This is a genomic window from Ciceribacter sp. T2.26MG-112.2, assembly GCF_900492205.1.
Classification (GTDB): Bacteria; Pseudomonadota; Alphaproteobacteria; order Rhizobiales; family Rhizobiaceae; genus Allorhizobium; species Allorhizobium naphthalenivorans_A.
In genome coordinates, this window is the sequence record NZ_UEYQ01000005.1 from 109467 (window position 1) to 130461 (window position 20995).

Consider the following 20995-nt stretch of genomic DNA (forward strand, 5'->3'; position numbering starts at 1 on the left):
CGAGGTGCGATGGACGGTGAAGGGGTGGCAGACGGCGGTGGCAGGGAACTGCTGGTGCGAATTCAGGCGGTGGAGAGCCTGAGCGAGATCGGCGCCGTGATCCACCTTTTGCTGCGCCGTTTTCGTTTCGACTATTTCAAGCTTTTCGCCGCGCGCTCCGCCCCGACCGGCTCGCTTCGGGATCACCTTCTCCTGACCAATGTTCCCCCCGCCTTCATCGACGGATTCGATACCATCGGCGGGCTTCCGGCCGCGCCGGTGCGCATCTTCGCCACATCCGACCGGCTGGCCTATCAGTGGCATGTCAGCGATCTGAGCGTGAAGGCGCAAGGGTCGGCACAGGTGGGGCAACTGATGGCGCTGCTTGAAGAACACGGCATGAGCCAGGGCGCCTATGCGGCCCTGCCGACGCTCGACGGGCGCAAGCATATCTTCGGTGTCTATGGCGAACGCGAGGCCCTGACGCAGGCGGACCTGGACGAGTTCAGCTTTCTGTCGATCCATTTGCTCGACCGGCTTGCGACGCTGGAAAAACGGCGCGCCGGACAGCAGACCGGCATATCCGGCCTGGAAATCGAATGTCTGCTGATGACGGCCGCCGGTCACGATACGGCGGCGATCGCGCGCAGGCTTTCGCTTTCGACGCGCACCGTCAACTATCTGGTGGGCTCGCTGTGTCGCAAGCTCGGCACCGACCGCCTCGAGCATGCGCTGACCGAGGCGGCACGGCTGGGCTATCTCGACTGACACCCGACCTCCTGGCGGGTCGGTTCAGAAATTCTCAGGCATTCATCGCAACCGCAATCTCGGCGGCAAGGCGCGCATTGTTCTCGACCAGGGCAATATTGGTCTTCAGGCTGCGTCCGCCGGTCATGTGGAATATCGTGTCGAGCAGGAAGGGCGTGACCTCCTTGCCGGTGATTTCCTCGCGTTCGGCGCTGGCGAGCGCCCGGCCGATGTAGATCTCCATCTCTTCGCGGGGGATCTCGGCTTCGAGCGGCACGGGATTGGCGATCAGCATGCCCCCGGCGATGCCCAGTTGTTCACGCATCCGCTGGAAGTTGGCGATCGCCGCCGGGCTCGGCAGGGTCAGCGGGCTCTTCAGTCCCGACGAGCGCGACCAGAAGGCGGGGAATTCCTCGCTGTCGAAGCTGACCACCGGGACACCGCGGGTCTCCAGCACTTCGAGCGTCTTCGGAATGTCGAGTATGGCCTTTGGGCCGGCGGAGACGACGATGACGGCCGTACGCGCCAATTCCTCGAGATCGGCGGAAATATCGAAGCTCTCCTCCGCGCCGCGATGAACACCGCCGATGCCGCCTGTGGCAAAGACCGAAATGCCGGCGCGGGCCGCGGCGATCATGGTGGCCGCCACCGTTGTCGCCCCGGTGCGGCGCTCGGCAAGCGCAAAGGCGATGTCGGCGCGCGACAGCTTCATCACGTCGCGCATCTCAGCCAAGGCAGCGATCTGGGCCGGTTCGAGGCCGATGTGCAGGACGCCTTCGATCACCGCAATGGTGGCCGGCACGGCGCCGTTCTGTCGCACGATGTGCTCGACGCTGCGGGCCATGTCCAGGTTTCCCGGAAAGGGCATGCCATGGGTGATGATGGTCGATTCGAGCGCGACGATCGGTGCTCCGCGCGCTTTCGCGGCGACGACCTCGTCCGCGTAGACGATCGGCAGAAGGGGAGAAATGGAGCTTGTCATCATTCGTGTCCGGAATTGAGCGGGTTTCGTGGCAGGATAGCGGCTGCCGGCACGAGGGCCAGCCCCGACTTTAGGAGTTCTCTGGTAAGGTTCTCTGCCGTGGCATGGGGAGACCGCAGGGTGATCGCCGCGCAGGCGGTGCCGTGGCGCAGCGCCTCGCCGATCGTCTCCCCGGAGATCCTGGCGGACAGGAAACCGGCGGCGAAGGCGTCGCCGGCGCCGGTGACGTCGGATATGGCCTCGAGCCGCGGCGGGGCGAGCAGGGCGATGTCATTCTCGTCAAATGCGACGGTCGCGCCGGCGCCCATGGTGACCGTGCCGGCGCGCAGACCCGCTCGCCGCAATAGGTCCGGCCAGTCTGCGGGATCAACGGCCCGCGCCCCGGCCAGAACTTCGGCCTCGGCGGCGTTCATGAAGACGTGGTCGAGAAGCGGCAGGCAGGCCTTCAGGCGGATCGCCTTGGCCGGAGAAATGGCGATGACGGCGATCGGCTTGCCGAGCCGGGCGGCGCTGGTCGCCAGGGCGGAGATCGTGTCCCCTGGCAGGTTTGCGTCGCACAGCACATTCTGCGTCGCGGCCAGGCTGTCGCGCAACGAGCGGCTGCGCAACCGGCGCGGGGTGAACAGATCATAGAGCGCCATGTCGGCCAGCGCCACGATCAGATTGCCGTCGTTTTCCAGAATGGCGGTATAGCTCGGTGTGGCGCGATCGAGGAAGACGACCGGGCAATCCTCGATCCCCGCCTGCTCGGCGGCCGTCGCCACGCGCTGGCCGTTCGCATCGCCGCCGCGCGGCGCTATGAGGCGGACCGGATGGCCGAGCCGCGCCAGATTGCAGGCGGCATTGAAGGCCCCGCCGCCGGGCTCTTCGAACCAGGTGCCGGGATTGCTCGCGCCCAGGCGGGTCTGACCGCCGATCCGGCCGCGGCGGTCGATATGGGCGCCCCCGATGACCAGCACCGGCGCGGTCAAAGCGGACCTGCCGAGGCGTCTTGAAAGCGCGAATCGCCGGCCCATGAACCCGTCGCCCGGTCGTCGGCCGGAGGGCTCGCGCCGCGTGGGATCGCGTCCGGGACAAAAGTGGAACGCAGGCCTGGAAAGCCAGTTGATCCAATTGCTTGACCGGGTCTTGCCAAATGAGAACAAAACATGTACATATTCGCCATCGGCTGCTTCATTGCCTATGCGGCTTCAATAACCTAAAGGTGGACCAGATGGCACAAAATTCTTTGCGGCTCGTAGAGGACAAATCGGTGGACAAAAGCAAGGCATTGGAAGCGGCGCTCGCGCAGATCGAACGATCGTTCGGCAAGGGCTCGATCATGAAGCTCGGCGCAAACGAGAGCGTGGTCGAAGTCGAGACGGTTTCGACCGGCTCGCTCAGCCTCGACATCGCGCTCGGCATTGGCGGACTGCCCAAGGGCCGTATCATCGAAATCTACGGCCCGGAAAGTTCGGGCAAGACGACCCTTGCGCTGCAGACGATCGCCGAAGCGCAGAAGAAGGGCGGCATCTGCGCCTTCGTCGATGCGGAGCATGCGCTTGATCCGGTCTATGCCCGCAAGCTCGGGGTCGATCTGCAGAACCTTCTGATCTCGCAGCCGGATACGGGTGAGCAGGCGCTCGAAATCACCGATACGCTGGTCCGTTCGGGTGCGGTCGACGTTCTGGTCGTCGATTCGGTTGCGGCGCTGACCCCGCGCGCCGAAATCGAAGGCGAGATGGGCGACAGTCTGCCCGGCCTGCAGGCCCGCCTGATGAGCCAGGCGCTGCGCAAGCTCACCGCCTCGATCTCCAAGTCGAAGACTATGGTGATCTTCATCAACCAGATCCGCATGAAGATCGGCGTGATGTTCGGCTCGCCGGAAACCACGACCGGCGGCAATGCGCTCAAGTTCTACGCTTCGGTCCGCCTCGACATCCGCCGCATCGGCGCGGTCAAGGATCGCGAAGAGGTCGTGGGCAACCAGACCCGCGTGAAGGTGGTGAAGAACAAGATGGCGCCGCCCTTCAAGCAGGTGGAATTCGACATCATGTATGGCGAGGGCGTGTCGAAGACCGGGGAGCTGGTCGATCTCGGGGTGAAGGCCGGCATTGTCGAGAAGTCGGGTGCCTGGTTCTCCTATAACAGTCAGCGCCTCGGTCAGGGCCGCGAAAACGCCAAGCTTTTCCTGCGCGACAATCCGGCGCTGGCCCAGGAAATCGAGATGGCGCTGCGGCAGAATGCCGGGTTGATCGCCGAACGCTTCCTGCAGAATGGCGGTCCCGACAGCGAGGATGCGGGCGGCGACGAATAGTTCCGCATCGCGCATTTGCCTTTCGACCTATCGGACGGCCACATCTCGAAAGAGGTGTGGCCGGTTTTACGTTCGGCGGCTGGACAGGGGGAGTGGCGAACGATAAAAGCCATTGATTTTCGCGGATAGGCCGGTTTACGGCCTGAATGAAGGGCGTGACATGAGCGGCGTGAACGACATCCGGTCGACTTTTCTCGATTTCTACAAGGCGAACGGCCACGAGATCGTCTCATCGAGCCCGCTGGTTCCGCGTAACGACCCGACGCTGATGTTCACCAATGCTGGGATGGTGCAGTTCAAGAACGTCTTTACCGGGCTCGAGCATCGTCCCTATTCGACGGCGGCAACGGCGCAGAAATGCGTACGGGCCGGTGGCAAGCACAACGATCTCGACAATGTCGGCTATACCGCCCGCCATCACACCTTCTTCGAAATGCTCGGCAATTTCTCGTTCGGCGACTATTTCAAGGAACAGGCGATCGAGCTCGCGTGGAAGCTGATCACCAAGGAGTTCGGCCTCGACCGCAAGCGCCTGCTGGTTACCGTCTACCACACCGACGACGAGGCCTTCGACCTGTGGAAGAAGATCGCCGGGCTGACCGACGACCGCATCATCCGCATTCCGACCAGCGATAATTTCTGGGCCATGGGTGACACCGGTCCCTGCGGTCCGTGCTCGGAAATCTTCTACGACCACGGCGACCACATCTGGGGCGGTCCGCCCGGCTCGCCGGAGGAGGATGGCGACCGTTTCATCGAGATATGGAACCTCGTCTTCATGCAATATGAGCAGGTGACGAAGGAAGAACGCGTCAGCCTGCCGCGTCCGTCGATCGACACCGGCATGGGTCTCGAGCGCGTCGCCGCCGTACTGCAGGGACGCCACGACAATTACGACATCGACCTGTTCCGGGCGCTGATCGAGGCATCCGTCGACCTGACCGGCGTTCCGGCCCAGGGCGATCGCCGCGCCAGCCACCGGGTGATCGCCGACCATCTGCGCTCGTCGGCCTTCCTGATTGCCGACGGCGTGCTGCCGTCCAACGAAGGCCGCGGCTATGTGTTGCGCCGTATCATGCGGCGCGCCATGCGCCATGCGGAACTGCTCGGCGCCCGCGAACCGGTCATCTACAAGCTGCTTCCCGTGCTCGTCCAGCAGATGGGTCGGGCCTATCCCGAACTGGTGCGCGCCGAGGCACTGATCGCCGAGACGCTGAAGCTCGAGGAAACCCGGTTCCGCAAGACGCTCGAGCGCGGCCTGTCGCTGCTGTCGGATGCGACGACCGATCTTGGCAAGGGCGACACGCTCGACGGCGAGACGGTGTTCAAGCTCTACGACACCTATGGCTTCCCGCTCGACCTGACGCAGGATGCGCTGCGCGCCCGCGGCATCGGCGTCGACATTACCGGTTTCAACGATGCCATGCAGCGGCAGAAGGCCGAGGCGCGTGCGCACTGGGCGGGATCGGGCGACAAGGCGACGGAGACCATCTGGTTCGAGCTCAAGGAAAAGCACGGGGCGACCGAGTTCTTCGGCTACTCCTCCGAGACCGCCGAGGGCCAGGTCCAGGCCATCGTGCGTGACGGCGTGGCGGTCGAGAGCGCCTCGGCCGGCGAGAACGTGCAGATCGTCGTCAACCAGACCCCGTTCTACGCTGAATCGGGTGGCCAGATGGGGGATGCCGGGATCATCGCCAGCGATGCCGCGCGCGTAACGGTCAGCGATACCCAGAAGAAGGGTGAGGGCCTGTTCGTCCATGTCTCTACCGTTTCCGAGGGTACGCTGAAGGTCGGCGACGCGGTCGTGCTCACCGTGGATCACGCCCGCCGCTCGCGGCTGCGTTCCAACCATTCGGCCACGCACCTGATCCACGAGGCGCTGCGCGAGGTGCTTGGTACCCATGTGGCCCAGAAGGGTTCGCTGGTCGCGCCGGAACGCCTTCGCTTCGACGTCTCGCATCCGAAACCGATGTCGGCGGAGGAGCTCAAGGTCGTCGAGGATATGGCCAATGCCATCGTCGTGCAGAATTCACCGGTGACGACGCGTCTGATGAGCGTCGACGACGCAATCGCTGAAGGTGCGATGGCCCTTTTCGGCGAGAAATACGGCGACGAGGTCCGGGTCGTGTCGATGGGCACGGCGCTTGACGGTCCCAAGGCCGGCAAAGCCTATTCCGTCGAATTGTGCGGCGGCACCCATGTCGGTGCCACCGGCGATATCGGCCTGGTGCGCATTCTCGGCGAAAGCGCCGTCGGCGCCGGCGTGCGTCGAATCGAGGCCCTGACCGGGGAAGCCGCACGGGCCTATCTCGCCGATCAGGACGAGCGGGTGAAGCAACTCGCCTCGACCCTCAAGGTGCAGCCCGGCGATGTCGTTTCGCGTGTCGAGGCGCTGATCGACGAGCGTCGCAAGCTCGAGCGCGAGCTGGCCGACGCCAAGCGCAAACTCGCCATGGGCGGCGGTCAGGCCGGGGCGGACGAGGCTGTTCGCGAGGTCAACGGTATCCGTTTCATCGGCAAGGTGCTGAATGGTGTCGACCCCAAGGACCTGAAGGGCCTGGCCGACGACGGCAAGACGACGCTCGGATCGGGCGTCGTGGCGCTGGTCGGGGTGTCGGAAGACGGCAAGGCAAGCGCCGTCGTTGCGGTGACCGCCGATCTTGTGGCCAGGGTGAGCGCTGTCGAACTGGTGCGCGTCGCTTCGGCCGCTCTCGGCGGCAAGGGCGGCGGTGGTCGTCCGGACATGGCACAGGCCGGCGGCCCGGACGGTACCCAGGCGGACGCGGCGATCGAGGCCGTCGCAGCGGCGCTCGCCGGCTGATCGCCGGCAGCCTGGTTCGCTCGCCGCAGTTTTGCGGCGGCGGGTTGTCGGGCGAAGGTTCTGTTCGATCCTCTGAAGTTTAAGAGGGCGTGGCTTGAGACCGCGCCCTTTTTTGTGCCCATGGACCTTCCGCAGGGTTTTCGCCGCGCTGCGCGACCGTTCGCGAGGGGCGCACTTTACGGCATGTGGCGGATCCCGGTCCGATCCGTGCGCAGCGTCCCCCTCTGTCGATCCGGCGCATTGCGCAGGACGGTGGTAAATCCCGATCACCCAGACTTTTCGGCAATCAGGGCGCGCGCTTCGCCGACCGAGGGCAGGTAGACGACATTGGCGCCGTGAACCTCGTGGGTTTCCAGCATGCGGCGCACATCCGGTTCGGCGCCGGTGATGTAGACGCTGACGCCGGCGCGTCGGGCCTTGCGCACCGTGCCGGCGATGACATTGGCGGCGGTCGAATCGATGAAATGCAGGCCCGAGCAGTCGAGGACGAAATGGTGGTATTGGTCGGCGATCCGGTCGAGAACCGATCCGACCGTTGCCGCCGCGCCGAAGAAGAAAGCGCCGCCCAGGCGATAGACGACGGTATTCCCATCGATATTGTCGAGCGGCCGTTCCTTGAGTTCGTCCTGGGGCGCGACGGTGACGCTCTTTCCCATGCGGTCGATGAAGAGCAGTGCACCGAGGGTGAAGCCGACGATGATCCCTTCCGTCAGGTCGCGGAAGACGACGAGCAGCATGGTGACGAGCAGTACCACGGCGTCGCCGCGCGAGGTGCGGATGAGGGCGGCGAAGGCCGGTCGCTCGATCATGTTCCATGCGACGATCGCCAGGACGCCGGCAAGTGCGGCCAGTGGAATATAGCTGGCGAGCGGCGCGGCGATCACCATGAACAGCAGCAGGAAAAGCGCGTGCAACATGCCGGCGACCGGGCTCGTCCCGCCGGCGCGGACATTGGTCGCGGTGCGGGCGATCGTGCCGGTCACGCAGAAGCCACCGAACAGGCCGGAGCCGATATTGGCGATGCCCTGTCCGATCAGTTCGACATTCGAGCGATGGCGTCGGCCGGTCATGCCATCGGCGACGACGGCCGAAAGCAGCGATTCGATGGCGCCGAGGAGGGCGAAGGCGATGGCATCGGGCAGCACCGCCCGGGCGAGGTCGAGCGACAGGGCGGGAAGCTGCGGCAAAGGGAGGCTGCGGGGAATGCCGCCGAAGCGGCTGCCGATGGTGGCGATGTCGAGGTGGAGGAACGCGGTCACGGCGGAGGCGAGGCAGACGGCGATCAGCATGCCGGGCCAGGTCGGGCGCAGACGCCGCAGAGCGAGGATCGTGCCGACGGTGAGTGCGGCGATGGAGGCCGCGCCCGGGTCGAAGCTGGGCATCGCGGCGGCAAGCGCCGGCAGTTTGTCAATGAGCGGACCCGGTTCCTTGGCCGGCAGCGTCAGGCCGAGCAATTCGCTGATCTGGCTGGCAAAGATGATGACGGCGATCCCGGCGGTGAAGCCCACGGTCACGGGATAGGGTATGAACTTGACATAGTCGCCGAGCCTGAGCGTGCCTGCCAGAATGAGAAACGCCCCTGACATCATCGTCGCCAGCATCAGGCCATCGATTCCATGCGTTGCGACCGTTGTGGCCACAAGCACGATGAAGGCCCCGGCCGGTCCGCCGATCTGATGCCGGCTGCCGCCCAGCAGCGACACCAAAAAGCCCCCGACGATGGCCGTGTAAAGCCCGCGGTCCGGCGTGACGCCGGAGGCGATGGCGATGGCCATCGACAGCGGCAGGGCGACGACCGCCACGGTCAAACCGGCAAGGGCGTCTGCCCGAAGTCTCTCCAGGCCGTAGCCTTCACGGAAAACGGCTATGGACTTCGGTATGAAAGCGTCGGTCATGCAATCCCCCCGATGGCACAGGTCCGCCAGCGCAATCATCTAAGCAGACTTGGCTGGCCCATCGCTAGAGGCCCTGCCGGACAGACGTCCATTTTCAGGGCAACGACTGGCCGGCAGTTTCCATTTCCCGCATCGCGGCGTCATCCTTCTCCTTTGCACGGCGGAAGGCGGGTCGGTCGGTCACGCGGGCCAGGTAAGCCTCGAAGGCGGGTCGTTTCTCGATCGAGCCGAATTGCAGGCCCCAGCCCACATGGGAGCCGACATAGACGTCGGCGGCGGTAAAGGCGTGGCCGGCGACGAAAGGATTGGTCGAAACGGCGATCTCGAGCGTGTCCATGACATCCTCGAAACTGCCATAGCCGATCATGCGCCGTCGTTCGTCGGGAACTTCGAAGCCGAGGCTGCGATTGCTGACGGCCGCCTCCAGCGGGCCGGCGGCGAAAAACAGCCAGCGGTAATAGTTGCCGCGCTGGGTGTTGGGTGGCGCAAGCTTTGCCTCTGGGAAGGTGTCGGCCAGATAGGCGCAGATTGCCGCGCATTCGGTGACGACGATCTCGCGGTGGCGCACCGCCGGCACCTTGCCCATGGGGTTTACCGCCCGGTAGTCGGGCGACTTCATCGCCGGGCCGAAGGGAACGATCACCGCTTCATACGGCTGACCGGTCTCCTCCACCATCCAGCGGGCGATTCGCCCGCGCGACATGGGATTTGTGTAGAGCGTCAGATCGGCCAAGGCTTCCTCCCTCGTTCGTTCCTGTTATGTTCCATTTATTAACAGTCTTCGACCGGCTTCACAAGATGGCACAAAACAAAAAGGAAAACCCGGCGCGAGGCCGGGTTTCCGTCATTCTCAAAGGCGTGCTGCCGGATGGCTTAAGCCGCCATGGCCTTCTGCAGGTTTTCGTCGACCTTGTCGAGGAAGGCGGTGGTCGACAGCCAGGGCTGGTCGGGACCGATCAGCAGCGCGAGGTCCTTGGTCATGAAGCCGCTCTCGACGGTGTCGATGCAGACCTTTTCCAGCGTCGTGGCGAAGCGGGCGAGCTCGGCATTGTCGTCGAGCTTGGCGCGGTGGGCGAGGCCACGGGTCCAGGCGAAGATCGAGGCGATCGAGTTGGTCGAGGTTTCCTGGCCCTTCTGGTGCTGGCGGTAGTGGCGGGTCACCGTGCCGTGCGCGGCTTCGGCTTCGACCGTCTTGCCATCCGGGGTGAGCAGGACCGAGGTCATCAGCCCGAGCGAGCCAAAGCCTTGAGCGACCGTATCGGACTGCACGTCGCCGTCGTAGTTCTTGCACGCCCAGACATAGCCGCCGGACCACTTCAGCGCCGATGCGACCATGTCGTCGATCAGGCGGTGTTCGTAGATGATGCCGGCTTCGTCGAACTGAGCCTTGAACTCGTTCTGGTAGACTTCCTCGAAAATGTCCTTGAAGCGGCCGTCATAGGCCTTGAGGATGGTGTTCTTGGTCGACAGGTAGACCGGCCACTTGCGCATCAGGCCATACATCATCGAGGCACGGGCGAAATCGCGGATCGACTCGTCGAGGTTGTACATGGCCATGGCAACGCCGGCGCCCGGAGCCTTGTAGACTTCCTTCTCGATCACTTCGCCGTCTTCGCCGACGAACTTGATGGTCAGCGTGCCCTTGCCGGGGAACTTGAAGTCGGTCGCCTTGTACTGGTCGCCGAAGGCGTGACGGCCGACAACGATCGGCTTGGTCCAGCCGGGAACGAGGCGCGGAACGTTCTTGCAGATGATCGGCTCGCGGAAGATGACGCCGCCGAGGATGTTGCGGATCGTGCCGTTCGGGCTCTTCCACATTTCCTTGAGGTTGAATTCCTTGACGCGGGCTTCGTCCGGCGTGATCGTCGCGCACTTGATGCCGACGCCGTGCTTCTTGATGGCGTTGGCCGAGTCGATCGTCACCTGGTCATTGGTGGCGTCGCGGTTCTCGACCGAGAGGTCGTAATATTCGATCTGCAGATCAAGATAGGGCAGGATCAGCTTTTCCTTGATGAACTGCCAGATGATGCGGGTCATCTCGTCGCCGTCGAGATCGACGACGGGGTTGGCAACCTTGATCTTTTCCATGAATATCCTCGCAGCTAGGGGGAGGGACGAGGGTCCCTGTTTTCTGTCTGGCAGCGCCTATAGCATTCCGGATCGGGAACGCAAAGCGCCGAGCCGCGTGGTATGGGCTTTTCGTTGATGAAATGACACCAACTTTGGCCGCATTTCAGCCTCCCGCCGGCACTTGTGGCCGGTGTCGCCTTGGTTAGATTGCCAGCAGCATTCCACTCTTTTTCTGGAAGTCCCGCGATGAAATCTCTGGCTGCCGCCCATGTCCTTCTTCTCCTTGCCGCCGGTGTCTGCCAGGCAGCCGATCCGACCGCGCCGGTGCGGGAGGTGATCGACGTGGCGGCCGGCAACTGGGTGGCCGACGGGGCGACGAGCGAGGACGTGTTTGGCGAACCCCGCCTCGCCCGGCTGTTCAGCGCCGACTTCGCCAACACCTATCGCGAAGCGTCCCGGCATCCGGCCTATGATCCGCCCGAAGGGGGAACAACGGGTTCGCCATTCGACTACGATCCAATTGCCGGTGGCCAGGATGGCTGCCCGTTCGAGAACATCCGCATCGAGGACGATGGAGACGGACAGGTGACGGCGCTGTTCAACAACCGCAAATGCTTCGGTGATGGACCTGAATACCAGGAGGACACCGTCTTGATCTTCCACGTCGAAGAGGAGGGCGGGCGCCCGGTGATCGATGACATCTATCCGGTGGTGAACGGCAATTCCGGGGCGTCGATCAAGGACGAATTGAAAACCATCGCGGCCGATAGATAGGCAGTCGTGCCATCCTCGAGCCCGACGCATCGCCGCGTCGAGCACGTCAAGGGACCGGTGAACAATCGCAAGGATCGTCGCCTGGGGCCGATGTCCGGGCGAGAAAAAGGGCGGATGGGCTCGCAAGTCGGTGCGGGGTTTTGATTTTTCCGGCGCTTTGTGCCAGTTAAGCCGCGAAATTCCACTCGAGGCGGTCATGTCAGGCACCAATAGCGAACGCGAACTTCTGGCCGAGGGGCCGGCGATCATTCTTGTCGAGCCGCAACTCGGAGAGAATATCGGCATGGTGGCGCGTGCAATGGCCAATTTCGGCCTGTCGGAACTGCGGCTCGTCAATCCGCGCGACGGCTGGCCGAGCGAGAAGGCCCGGGCCGCCGCCTCCAAGGCCGACCATGTGATCGACGCAACCCGCGTCTTCGATACGCTGGAGGAGGCTCTGGCCGATCTCAACTTCGTCTATGCCACGACCGCGCGCGAGCGCTACGGCTTCAAGCCCGTGCGCTCGCCGGTGGTGGCGGCTGCGACACTGCGGGCGAAGTTCAAGGCGGGCGAGGCGACCGGCATTATGTTCGGGCGTGAGCGGTGGGGGCTCACCAACGAGGAAGTGGCGCTTGCCGACGAGATCGTCACCTTCCCGGTCAATCCGGCCTTTGCCTCGCTCAACATCGCCCAGGCCGTGCTGCTGATGTCCTATGAATGGATGAAGGGCGGCCTCGAGGATCTGACGGAGACCTCCTTCCAGCCGCTCGAGCAGAAGCCGGCCACCAAGGAGCAATTGTTCGGCATGATCGAATCCGTCGAGGAGGCGCTTGATGCGCGAGGCTATTTCAGGCCGGCCGCGAAGAAGCCTAAGATGATCGACAATCTGCGCGCCGTGCTGACGCGCCGCTCCTATTCGGAGCAGGAGATCAGCATCATGCGCGGCGTTTTCGCCACATTCGACCGATACAGCCGCAAGAGCCCGCGCGGCAAGGCGGGACCTTGGCAGGACCTGGACGGGGTGGACGATGACACAAACGGGGCATGAGCCGAAGCCGGTGCTGGTGTTCGACAGCGGCATCGGCGGGCTGACCGTGCTGCGCGAGGCGCGCGTGCTGATGCCGGAGCGCGGTTTCATCTATGTCGCCGACGATGCCGGCTTTCCCTATGGCGGCTGGGAGGAAGCGCCGCTTCGCAAACGCATCCTCGATCTGTTCGCCGAACTGCTCGCGACCTATGACCCGGAAGCGGTGATCGTTGCCTGCAATACCGCCTTCACCCTGGCGGGCACCGATCTGCGCCACGCCTTTCCCGACATGCGTTTCATCGGCACGGTGCCGGCGATCAAGCCGGCGGCCGAGCGCACGCGGTCGGGGCTCGTCTCGGTGCTCGCCACCCCCGGCACGGTCAAGCGCGCCTATACCCGCGACCTCATCCAGTCGTTTGCCGCCAAGTGCCATGTTCGGCTGGTGGGGTCGGAAAACCTGGCAAGGATGGCCGAGGCCTATATCCGCGGCGAGCCGGTGTCGGACGAGGCGGTGCTGGCCGAGATTTCCCCCTGTTTCGTCGAGAAGGACGGCGCGCGGACCGACATCGTCGTGCTGGCCTGCACCCATTATCCCTTCCTCGCCAATGTGTTTCGGCGCCTTGCACCCTGGCCGGTCGACTGGCTCGACCCGGCCGAGGCGATCGCTCGCCAGGCCCGCCGCTTGGTGCCGTTGGTCGAGGGGGCGGAACACCCGCAAGGTTTCGACTTTGCCGTCTTCACCTCCGGTAAACCCGATTTTTCCACCCGTCGTCTGATGCAGGGTTTTGGTCTCGACATCGCAGACGCATCGGTCAAAGCCATGTAGTGCCTCGAAAGCGCCGTCGGTATATTGGAGAACCACCGGCAAACATGGTAGTGGTCTCATTGCGGCCGGGCAGGCCGTCTTTCACAGGAGCCTCGAGCTTATTTTGTTTACGGAAATTCTGATTGTTGCCTTGCTGACCCTTCTCAATGGCGTTCTGGCCATGTCCGAGATGGCGGTCGTTTCCTCGCGCACGGCGCGCCTCAAGGTGCTCTCGGAGCAGGGCAATCGTGGCGCAACGATCGCCCTGCGGCTTGCCGAGGAGCCGGGCCGCTTCCTGTCGACGGTACAGATCGGCATCACGCTGGTCGGCGTCCTGTCGGGTGCCTTTTCCGGGGCGACGCTCGGCGCACGTCTGGCCGGATGGCTGCTACAGCAGGGGCTGTCCGAAAGTCTGGCCAGCGCTCTCGGCGTTGGCTCGGTGGTCGTGATCATCACCTATCTGTCGCTGATCGTCGGTGAACTCGTACCCAAGCAGATCGCCCTGCGCAATCCGGAGGCGGTCGCGGCCAAGGTTGGCGGGCCGATGCTGCTCCTATCGAAGGTGGCGGCACCCCTAGTCTGGTTGCTCGACAATTCCGGACGCACGCTGCTTGCGCTTCTTGGTCAGGGCGGCGCTTCCGCAGGGACGATGACCGACGAGGAAATCAAGTCCGTGCTGGCGGAAGCACAGAGCGCCGGCGTCATCGAGAACGAGGAATCGGCGATGATTTCCGGCGTCATGCGTCTGGCCGACCGTACCGCGCGGGGTCTGATGACACCGCGCCGCGACGTCGAGGTTCTCGATGTCGACGATACGCTCGAGGAAATCCGCGACAAGCTGCGCAGTGCCGCGCATTCGCGCCTGCCGGTGCGGTCGGGCGATTCCGACGAGATCATCGGCGTGCTGTTCTCCAAGCGAATCTATGACGCGATCGCGCTCGGTACCGACTTCGACATTCGCGAGCATCTGAGCGAGGTGCCGATCGTCTCCGACCTGGCCAGCGCCGTCGATATTATTCAGGCGATCCGCAGGACGCCGTTGCATATGGTGCTCGTCTATGACGAATACGGGCATTTCGAAGGGATCATCACCTCCGGCGACATTCTCGAGGCGATCACCGGCGTGTTCCAGGAGGATGAGGACGACGAACCCTCCGTCGTGCGCCGTGAGGACGGTTCCTACCTGGTCGCCGGCTGGACGCCGATCGACGAGTTCGTCGACCGCATCCGCATCCCGGTGGAATCCGATCCGGACTATACGACCGTCGCTGGCTATGTCATCGCCGAGCTGAAACGCATTCCCGATCTCGGCGAGAGCTTCGAGGCAAACGGCTGGCGCTTCGAGGTGATCGACCTTGACGGACGGCGCATCGACAAGCTGCTGGTCTCGCCGGTGGAAGCGCCCTCGATCTGAGGGGCTTACACCCCTGGCGAACACCCAATCGCCTGTGGGTTAACGATTTCGGGGCGCGAAAAACCGCCGCGCCTTTGCTAGGAAAGCCTTTGGTCCGCTACGGCGGTCTTTTTTCATTCTCCACGCGAGAGAGGTTCGCAATTGCAGGTCGGGATCGATATGGGAACGGTGTCGGGCGGGGAGCCGGCCAAGCTCGATATCGAGGAGCTTCTGGCCACGCGTCTTCTCGTGCAGGGCAATTCCGGCTCCGGCAAATCGCATCTTCTTCGGCGCCTGCTCGAGCAGTCGGCGCAATGGGTTCAGCAGGTCATCATCGACCCTGAGGGCGACTTCGTCACGCTTTCGGACCGGTTCGGCCATCTCGTGGTCGATGGCGAGCGCACGGAAGCCGAACTGGCCGGGATCGCCAACCGTATCCGCCAGCACCGTGTCTCCTGCGTGCTGACGCTGGAAGGGCTCGACATCGAGCAGCAGATGCGTGCCGCAGCGGCCTTCCTCAATGGCATGTTCGATGCCGAGCGCGAATACTGGTTCCCTGTGCTGGTGGTGGTCGACGAAGCGCAGATGTTCGCGCCCTCGGTCGGTGGCGACGTGTCGGAAGACGCCCGCAAGATGTCGCTCGGCGCGATGACCAACCTGATGTGCCGTGGCCGAAAGCGCGGGCTTGCCGGCGTCATCGCCACGCAGCGGCTGGCCAAGCTCGCCAAGAACGTCGCGGCGGAAGCCTCGAACTTCCTGATGGGCCGCACCTTCCTCGACATCGACATGGCTCGCGCCGCCGATCTGCTAGGCATGGATCGTCGCCAGGCGGAAATGTTCCGTGACCTGAAGCGCGGCAATTTCGTCGCCCTCGGTCCGGCTCTGTCGCGCCGGCCGCTGCCGATCGTCATCGGAACGGTCGAAACCTCGGCGCGCTCGTCGAGCCCGAAGCTGATGCCGCTGCCGGATGCGCCGCAGGACGTGGAAGACCTGATCTTCACGCCCGACCCGGAAGAGTTTACCCGGCCGATCGTGCGGCGCGCGCCGCCGGCGCCGCGTCCGACCACTGACATCCTCGCCGAACTGTCGAAGGCCGCGCCGGCCGCAAGTGGCGTCGGAGGATCGGGTGAGGGGCGTCCATCGACGCCGGAAATGTCTGGTGAGGAGCGCGAGGAGCGGCTCGCCCAGGTGCTGGCCGAAATTCTTGCCGACCCGCAGGCCGCCTATCGCACCGATTCGGTTCTCTATCAGGAGTTTCTGGTGCGTGCCCGCATGCGGCGCGTCTCAGGCCCGCCGATGGCCATGGGCGAGTTTCGCCGCCGCGTGGCGATCGCCCGATCCGGCGTCGACGAAGAGACGGCGGTGAGCGAAGGCTGGGCCATGGCGCTTGATCTGTCGCAGCGGGTCTCGGATGACCTGCAAGGCGTGTTCCTGCTGATGGCGAGGGCGGCCATCCGGGGCGAGGCCTGCCCGTCCGACCAGCGAATCGCCAAGGCCTACGGCACCCATTCGGCCCGCCGTGCCCGGCGTCTGCTCGGCTATTTCGAAGAGCACAACCTGATCGTCGTCCATACCGACTTTGCCGGCAAGCGCATCGTCGCCTTTCCGGACCTGCAGGCGGAGACCGCGCCCGGCGATCCAAACGCCACCGACGACTGCGAGGTCCCCTCGGCGGCGGAATAGCGGCCGGGCTAATCGATCAGCGCCAGCGTCTGCGGGTCCGGCTTTCCGTCGTAGTATTTTGCAAGCAGGGTATCGAACACGCTGTCGCCCTGCCTTGAGGCTCGGGCAAACAGCGTCAGGGACGAGCGCAGCTTGAGCACATCGGGGTAGCCGAAGATCTCCTCGGCGTTCCTGCCGTCGATGCCGAGCAGGATCTCGCAACACTCTCTCAGCCGCGTGCCAAGAACCGGGTGGTCGAGATAGGCGCGGGCCTCGGCGAGCGACGCAATGGCGTAGCGGATCGCCATCGGACTGCCGCCGAGGCCCGCAATCTGCGGAAAGACGAACCACATCCAGTGGCTGGCCTTATGTCCGCGGCGTAACTCGGCAAGCACGTTTGCGTACACGGGAGCCTGGGCTTCAACGAAGCGTTCGAGCGCATACGGATCGCCCCTGCGGGCGTCATTGGCGACAGTCTCGGTCATGGCGATCCGATCCTCAGGGTGTGTGGTGATCGACACCATATCCGCCCGGACGGCGGCCGTGAATGCCGTGTCGCGGGATCGCCGGGACTGGTCGGTTGATAACGTAGAGGGCGTGGGGCGGCCGGAGGCCGCCCCGTGCTCCTTATTCCTGCGCGACTTGCTTGGTGACGCTCTTCTCGGCCTTGCGGGTCGCCCAGAGAGAGCCGACAATTCCACTCGCCAGAATGGCGAGGGTCACGCCGAGCGAGACGGCCGGCGGGATCTTGGCGAGCCCCAGCATATCGGCGACGAAGATCTTCGAACCGATGAAGATCAGCACCAGCGCCAGCGCATATTTGAGGTATGCGAAGCGATGGATCAGCGCCGACAGGGCGAAGTAGAGGGCACGAAGGCCGAGGATGGCAAAAATGTTCGACGTGTAGACGATGAACGGATCGGTGGTGATGGCGAAGATCGCCGGGATCGAATCGACGGCGAAGATCACGTCCGCCAATTCAACCATGACCAGCGCCAGGAACAGGGGCGTGACGAAGGTCCGAAGCTTGCCACTCTTGTCGGCCTCGCGGACGAAAAAATGCTCCTCGCGCAAGCTCTCGGTCACGGGCAGGTGCCGGCGCAGATATTTCAGCACCGGATTGGCGGCGACGTCGTAGTCGTGATCGGCGGTCAACAGCATCTTCACGCCTGTGAAGACCAGGAAGGCGGCGAAGAAATAGAGCACCCAGTAGTAGTTCTCGACGATCGAGGCACCTGCGGCGATCATCACGCCACGCAGCACGATCACACCGAGAATGCCCCACAGCAGGACACGATGCTGGTATTGGCGGGGAATGGAGAAATAGCCGAAGATCATGGCGATGACGAAGATGTTGTCCATCGCCAGGCTCTTCTCGACGACGAAGCCGGTCAGGTATTCGAGTCCTGCTTGCTGGCCGCTCTGGAACCAGATCCAGCCGCCGAAGGCGAGGCCGAGGGACATGTAGAAGGCCGAGAGCATGAAACTCTCGCGAATGCCGATCTCGCGGCTTTCCTTGTGCAGGAGACCGAGATCGAGAGCGAGCAGGGTAATGACAATTGCGATAAAGGTGAGCCACATCCAGGCGGGGGTGCCCAGAAAATCAAACCAAAGAAAATCCATCGAGGGTTTCCTTTGCCGGAACGGTTGGGGATCGCAGCTCCGACATCACGGGAATCCGGCACTCGCGTCAGAGGGGCCCGGTGCTGCGTTTCCCCGAAATGGTCTCTGGATGAATTAGTTCAAGCGCAAGCCGTTGACTTTCGCGTGATCCACCGCTAATGACCCCCCAACGCCGGGCCGGAAAGCCCGGTGTTTCTTTGACATGTCCCGTGGTGTTCTCCATACGCTTTTTGTGAGAAACCTGTCAGAGCTTCCAAAACGAAGTTCAGAGGAGGGCGTGTTTCCTTGATCCGGTTTGGTAACAAACCGGTGTAACCTGTTGTAAAGGAAATGCGATGAGCAAGCGCGCTGCATCCAAGTACAAAATCGATCGCCGCATGGGCGAAAATATCTGGGGCCGTCCGAAGTCCCCGGTCAACCGTCGCGAATACGGCCCGGGCCAGCACGGCCAGCGTCGCAAGGGCAAGCTTTCCGACTTCGGCGTGCAGCTGCGCGCCAAGCAGAAGCTGAAGGGCTACTACGGCGACCTGCGCGAGAAGCAGTTCCGCGCCACCTACGACGAAGCCAACCGCCGCAAGGGTGACACCTCGGAGAACCTGATCGGTCTGCTCGAATCGCGTCTCGACGCGATCGTCTACCGCGCCAAGTTCGTACCGACCGTCTTTGCTGCCCGTCAGTTCGTCAACCACGGCCACGTCACCGTCAACGGCGTCAAGGTCAACATCGGCTCGTACCGCTGCAAGGCCGGCGACGTGATCGAAGTTCGCCAGAAGTCGAAGCAGCTGGTCACCGTTCTCGAATCGGTTCAGCTCGCCGAGCGTGACGTTCCGGACTACATCGAAGTCGACCACAACAAGATGGTTGCCACCTTCGTCCGCGTTCCGGGCCTGTCCGACGTTCCCTACGCTGTCGTCATGGAACCGCAGCTGGTCGTCGAATTCTACTCGCGCTGATCGCTGCGCGACCGGATTGTTGAAAGCCGCCTCTCGGGGCGGCTTTTTCTATTTGCGCTGCAATATTTTGCGGCGATTATGCAAGAACGGCGCTTGGCTGTGAAAGGATGCAGATGGATCTTCAGGCGGTCATCGACGACATCGCATTATCGCTCGCCGAGCGGCGCGGCGAGGGCAAGGTCGCCGATTACATTCCCGAACTTGCCAAGGTCGATCCCAACCAGTTCGGCATCGCCCTGACGACGGTGGACGGACAGGTGTTCACCGCAGGCGATGCGACGACGCCGTTTTCCATCCAGAGCGTCTCCAAGGTGTTCATGCTGACGCTGGCGCTCGGCAAGGCCGGCGAGGGAATCTGGAAACGCGTCGGCCGCGAGCCCTCCGGCTCCGCCTTCAATTCCATCGTGCAGCTCGAGCAGGAGCACGGCATTCCGCGCAACCCCTTCATCAATGCCGGCGCGATCGTCGTCTGCGACATGGTGCTGGCCGGTCACAAGCCGAAGGAGGCGATCGGCGAAGTGCTGCGCTTCGTGCGCTATCTTGCCGACGACGAGACCATCAGCATCGACAGAGCGGTCGCAAAGTCGGAAACCCAAACAGGCTTCCGCAATCATGCGCTGGCCAATTTCATGCGCTCCTTCGGCAATCTGCACCATGAGGTCGACCATGTGCTCGGCGTCTATTTCCACCAGTGCGCCATCGCCATGACCTGCCGGCAGCTGTCGCGCGCAGGGCTGTTCCTCGCCGCCCACGGCCATGATCCGATCAGCGGCTATTCGGTCGTCTCCCCGAAGCGGGCGCGGCGCATCAATGCGCTGATGCTGACCTGCGGCCACTATGACGGATCGGGCGACTTCGCCTTCCATGTCGGCCTGCCGGGCAAGAGCGGCGTCGGCGGCGGCATTCTCGCCATCGCGCCGGGCAAGGCCTCGATCGCCGTCTGGTCGCCGGGCCTGAACAAGGTCGGCAATTCGGCGCTAGGCTCCGTCGCGCTCGAAATGCTGGCGGCGCGCACCGGCTGGTCGGTATTCGGGACTTGATCTTGCCGCGGCAACCGGGCATTGGCAGGGCGCGCGCTCGATGCGCCCGTGGAGCCTGAAGCCATGACCGTCCCAGCCGCCGAACTGACCGTCGACCTGTCTGCCGAGGACGAGGAATTCGCCGCCGACGCGGCCGGCGTGCATCCGGTCTTCGCCCGCGCGCCGCGCTCGGTCGGCTTCAACAAGCTGCGCAAGCGGCTGATCCGCCAGGTTCGCCAGGCAATCACCGATTTCGACATGATGAAGGGCCAGAAGCGGTGGCTGGTCGGCCTTTCGGGCGGCAAGGATTCCTATGGCCTGCTCGCCATCCTGCTCGACCTGCAATGGCGCGGCCTTTTGCCGGTCGAACTCGTCGCCTGTAATCTCGACCAGGGCCAGCCGAATTTCCCCAAGCACGTGCTGCCGGACTATCTGGCCTCGATCGGCGTGAAACACCGCATCGAATATCGCGACACCTATTCGGTGGTGAAGGAAAAGATGCCGACGGGGGCGACTTACTGCTCGCTCTGCTCGCGCCTGCGCCGTGGCAATCTCTACCGGGTGGCGCGGGAGGAGGGCTGTGACGCCCTGGTGCTCGGCCACCACCGCGAGGATATTCTGGAAACCTTCTTCATGAACTTCTTCCACGGCGGCCGGCTCTCGGCCATGCCGGCCAAGCTTTTGAATGACGAAGGTGACCTGATGCTGCTGCGCCCGCTCGCCTATGCGGCCGAGGACGATCTGGCTCGCTTTGCCGCCACCATGGAGTTCCCCATCATCCCTTGCGATCTCTGCGGTTCGCAGGACGGCCTGCAGCGCAATGCGATGAAGGAGATGCTGGCCGGCATCGAGGCGAAGATGCCGGGCCGCAAGGACGCCATGCTGCGGGCGCTCGGCCATGTCGATCCTTCGCACCTGCTCGATCCAAAACTCTTCGACTTTTCCTCCCTTGTGACAAAGGACGTCTGAC

Annotated in this window: 18 protein-coding genes; 11 read left to right on the forward strand and 7 right to left on the reverse strand. The window is 63.8% G+C overall.

All coding sequences use genetic code 11. From position 1 onward, the window contains the following. The first annotated feature begins 9 nt into the window (after positions 1–9). Entirely contained in the window at positions 10–747 is a 738-nt protein-coding gene (locus DYZ14_RS10180; RefSeq protein WP_154720569.1) for a helix-turn-helix transcriptional regulator, read from the forward strand. Between the two features lie 34 nt (positions 748–781). Here the strand turns inward: DYZ14_RS10180 and DYZ14_RS10185 are convergent, their stop codons facing one another. Further along, on the reverse strand, positions 782–1708 hold the full coding sequence (locus DYZ14_RS10185; RefSeq protein WP_115669518.1) for a pseudouridine-5'-phosphate glycosidase: 927 nt from the start codon (positions 1706–1708) through the stop codon (positions 782–784). Continuing rightward, on the reverse strand, positions 1708–2724 hold the full coding sequence (locus DYZ14_RS10190) for a carbohydrate kinase family protein (protein ID WP_195949897.1): 1017 nt from the start codon (positions 2722–2724) through the stop codon (positions 1708–1710). Before DYZ14_RS10190 ends, DYZ14_RS10185 begins: the two co-directional genes overlap by 1 nt. Positions 2725–2921: 197 nt before the next feature. On the opposite strand from DYZ14_RS10190, the gene recA reads away from it, so the two are divergent. Then, positions 2922–4004 (forward strand): recombinase RecA, encoded by a 1083-nt coding sequence (recA, locus tag DYZ14_RS10195; RefSeq protein ID WP_154720570.1) that lies wholly within the window; start codon positions 2922–2924, stop codon positions 4002–4004. Between the two features lie 160 nt (positions 4005–4164). Continuing rightward, positions 4165–6825 carry an alanine--tRNA ligase gene (alaS, locus tag DYZ14_RS10200; RefSeq protein WP_154720571.1) on the forward strand — a complete coding sequence of 887 codons (2661 nt, stop codon included), beginning with the start codon at positions 4165–4167 and terminating at the stop codon, positions 6823–6825. Between the two features lie 266 nt (positions 6826–7091). Here the strand turns inward: alaS and DYZ14_RS10205 are convergent, their stop codons facing one another. The 3 genes from DYZ14_RS10205 to DYZ14_RS10215 form a co-directional block, all read right to left on the reverse strand. Then, positions 7092–8720 carry a SulP family inorganic anion transporter gene (locus DYZ14_RS10205; RefSeq protein WP_154720572.1) on the reverse strand — a complete coding sequence of 543 codons (1629 nt, stop codon included), beginning with the start codon at positions 8718–8720 and terminating at the stop codon, positions 7092–7094. A 94-nt stretch (positions 8721–8814) separates the two neighbouring features. Next, positions 8815–9453: a glutathione S-transferase family protein gene (locus tag DYZ14_RS10210; protein WP_154720573.1), complete on the reverse strand. Its 639-nt coding sequence runs from the start codon at positions 9451–9453 to the stop codon at positions 8815–8817. 140 nt (positions 9454–9593) lie between these two features. Continuing rightward, entirely contained in the window at positions 9594–10808 is a 1215-nt protein-coding gene (locus DYZ14_RS10215; protein ID WP_154720574.1) for an NADP-dependent isocitrate dehydrogenase, read from the reverse strand. Between the two features lie 228 nt (positions 10809–11036). On the opposite strand from DYZ14_RS10215, the gene DYZ14_RS10220 reads away from it, so the two are divergent. The 5 genes from DYZ14_RS10220 (at position 11037) to DYZ14_RS10240 (ending at position 16451) form a co-directional block, all read left to right on the forward strand. After that, entirely contained in the window at positions 11037–11564 is a 528-nt protein-coding gene (locus DYZ14_RS10220; protein WP_154720575.1) for a hypothetical protein, read from the forward strand. 196 nt (positions 11565–11760) lie between these two features. Continuing rightward, the gene (locus tag DYZ14_RS10225) at positions 11761–12591 is read left to right on the forward strand and encodes an RNA methyltransferase (protein WP_154720576.1); all 831 of its coding nucleotides are present in this window, start codon (positions 11761–11763) and stop codon (positions 12589–12591) included. Next, positions 12572–13396 carry a glutamate racemase gene (gene murI, locus DYZ14_RS10230; protein WP_154720577.1) on the forward strand — a complete coding sequence of 275 codons (825 nt, stop codon included), beginning with the start codon at positions 12572–12574 and terminating at the stop codon, positions 13394–13396. Before DYZ14_RS10225 ends, murI begins: the two co-directional genes overlap by 20 nt. A 118-nt stretch (positions 13397–13514) precedes the next feature. Continuing rightward, a complete protein-coding gene (locus DYZ14_RS10235; protein ID WP_195949917.1) occupies positions 13515–14789 on the forward strand; it encodes a hemolysin family protein in 1275 nt (424 codons plus the stop codon). 141 nt (positions 14790–14930) lie between these two features. Then, on the forward strand, positions 14931–16451 hold the full coding sequence (locus DYZ14_RS10240; protein WP_154720579.1) for an ATP-binding protein: 1521 nt from the start codon (positions 14931–14933) through the stop codon (positions 16449–16451). Positions 16452–16459: 8 nt separating this feature from the next. Here the strand turns inward: DYZ14_RS10240 and DYZ14_RS10245 are convergent, their stop codons facing one another. Together DYZ14_RS10245 and DYZ14_RS10250 are read right to left on the reverse strand one after the other, a co-directional pair. Beyond that, complete coding sequence (locus DYZ14_RS10245; protein ID WP_154720580.1) at positions 16460–16915, reverse strand: DUF1810 domain-containing protein; 456 nt, start codon at positions 16913–16915, stop codon at positions 16460–16462. Between the two features lie 142 nt (positions 16916–17057). Further along, positions 17058–18053, reverse strand: a complete 996-nt coding sequence (locus DYZ14_RS10250) for a TerC family protein (RefSeq protein WP_154720581.1) — start codon at positions 18051–18053, stop codon at positions 17058–17060. A 335-nt stretch (positions 18054–18388) separates the two neighbouring features. On the opposite strand from DYZ14_RS10250, the gene rpsD reads away from it, so the two are divergent. From rpsD to ttcA, 3 genes are all read left to right on the forward strand, one after another. Further along, a complete protein-coding gene (rpsD, locus tag DYZ14_RS10255) occupies positions 18389–19006 on the forward strand; it encodes a 30S ribosomal protein S4 (protein ID WP_115669309.1) in 618 nt (205 codons plus the stop codon). 113 nt (positions 19007–19119) lie between these two features. Then, positions 19120–20046, forward strand: a complete 927-nt coding sequence (locus DYZ14_RS10260) for a glutaminase (protein ID WP_154720776.1) — start codon at positions 19120–19122, stop codon at positions 20044–20046. Positions 20047–20109: 63 nt separating this feature from the next. Next, positions 20110–20994: a tRNA 2-thiocytidine(32) synthetase TtcA gene (gene ttcA / locus DYZ14_RS10265; RefSeq protein WP_154720582.1), complete on the forward strand. Its 885-nt coding sequence runs from the start codon at positions 20110–20112 to the stop codon at positions 20992–20994. Position 20995 lies beyond the last annotated feature (1 nt).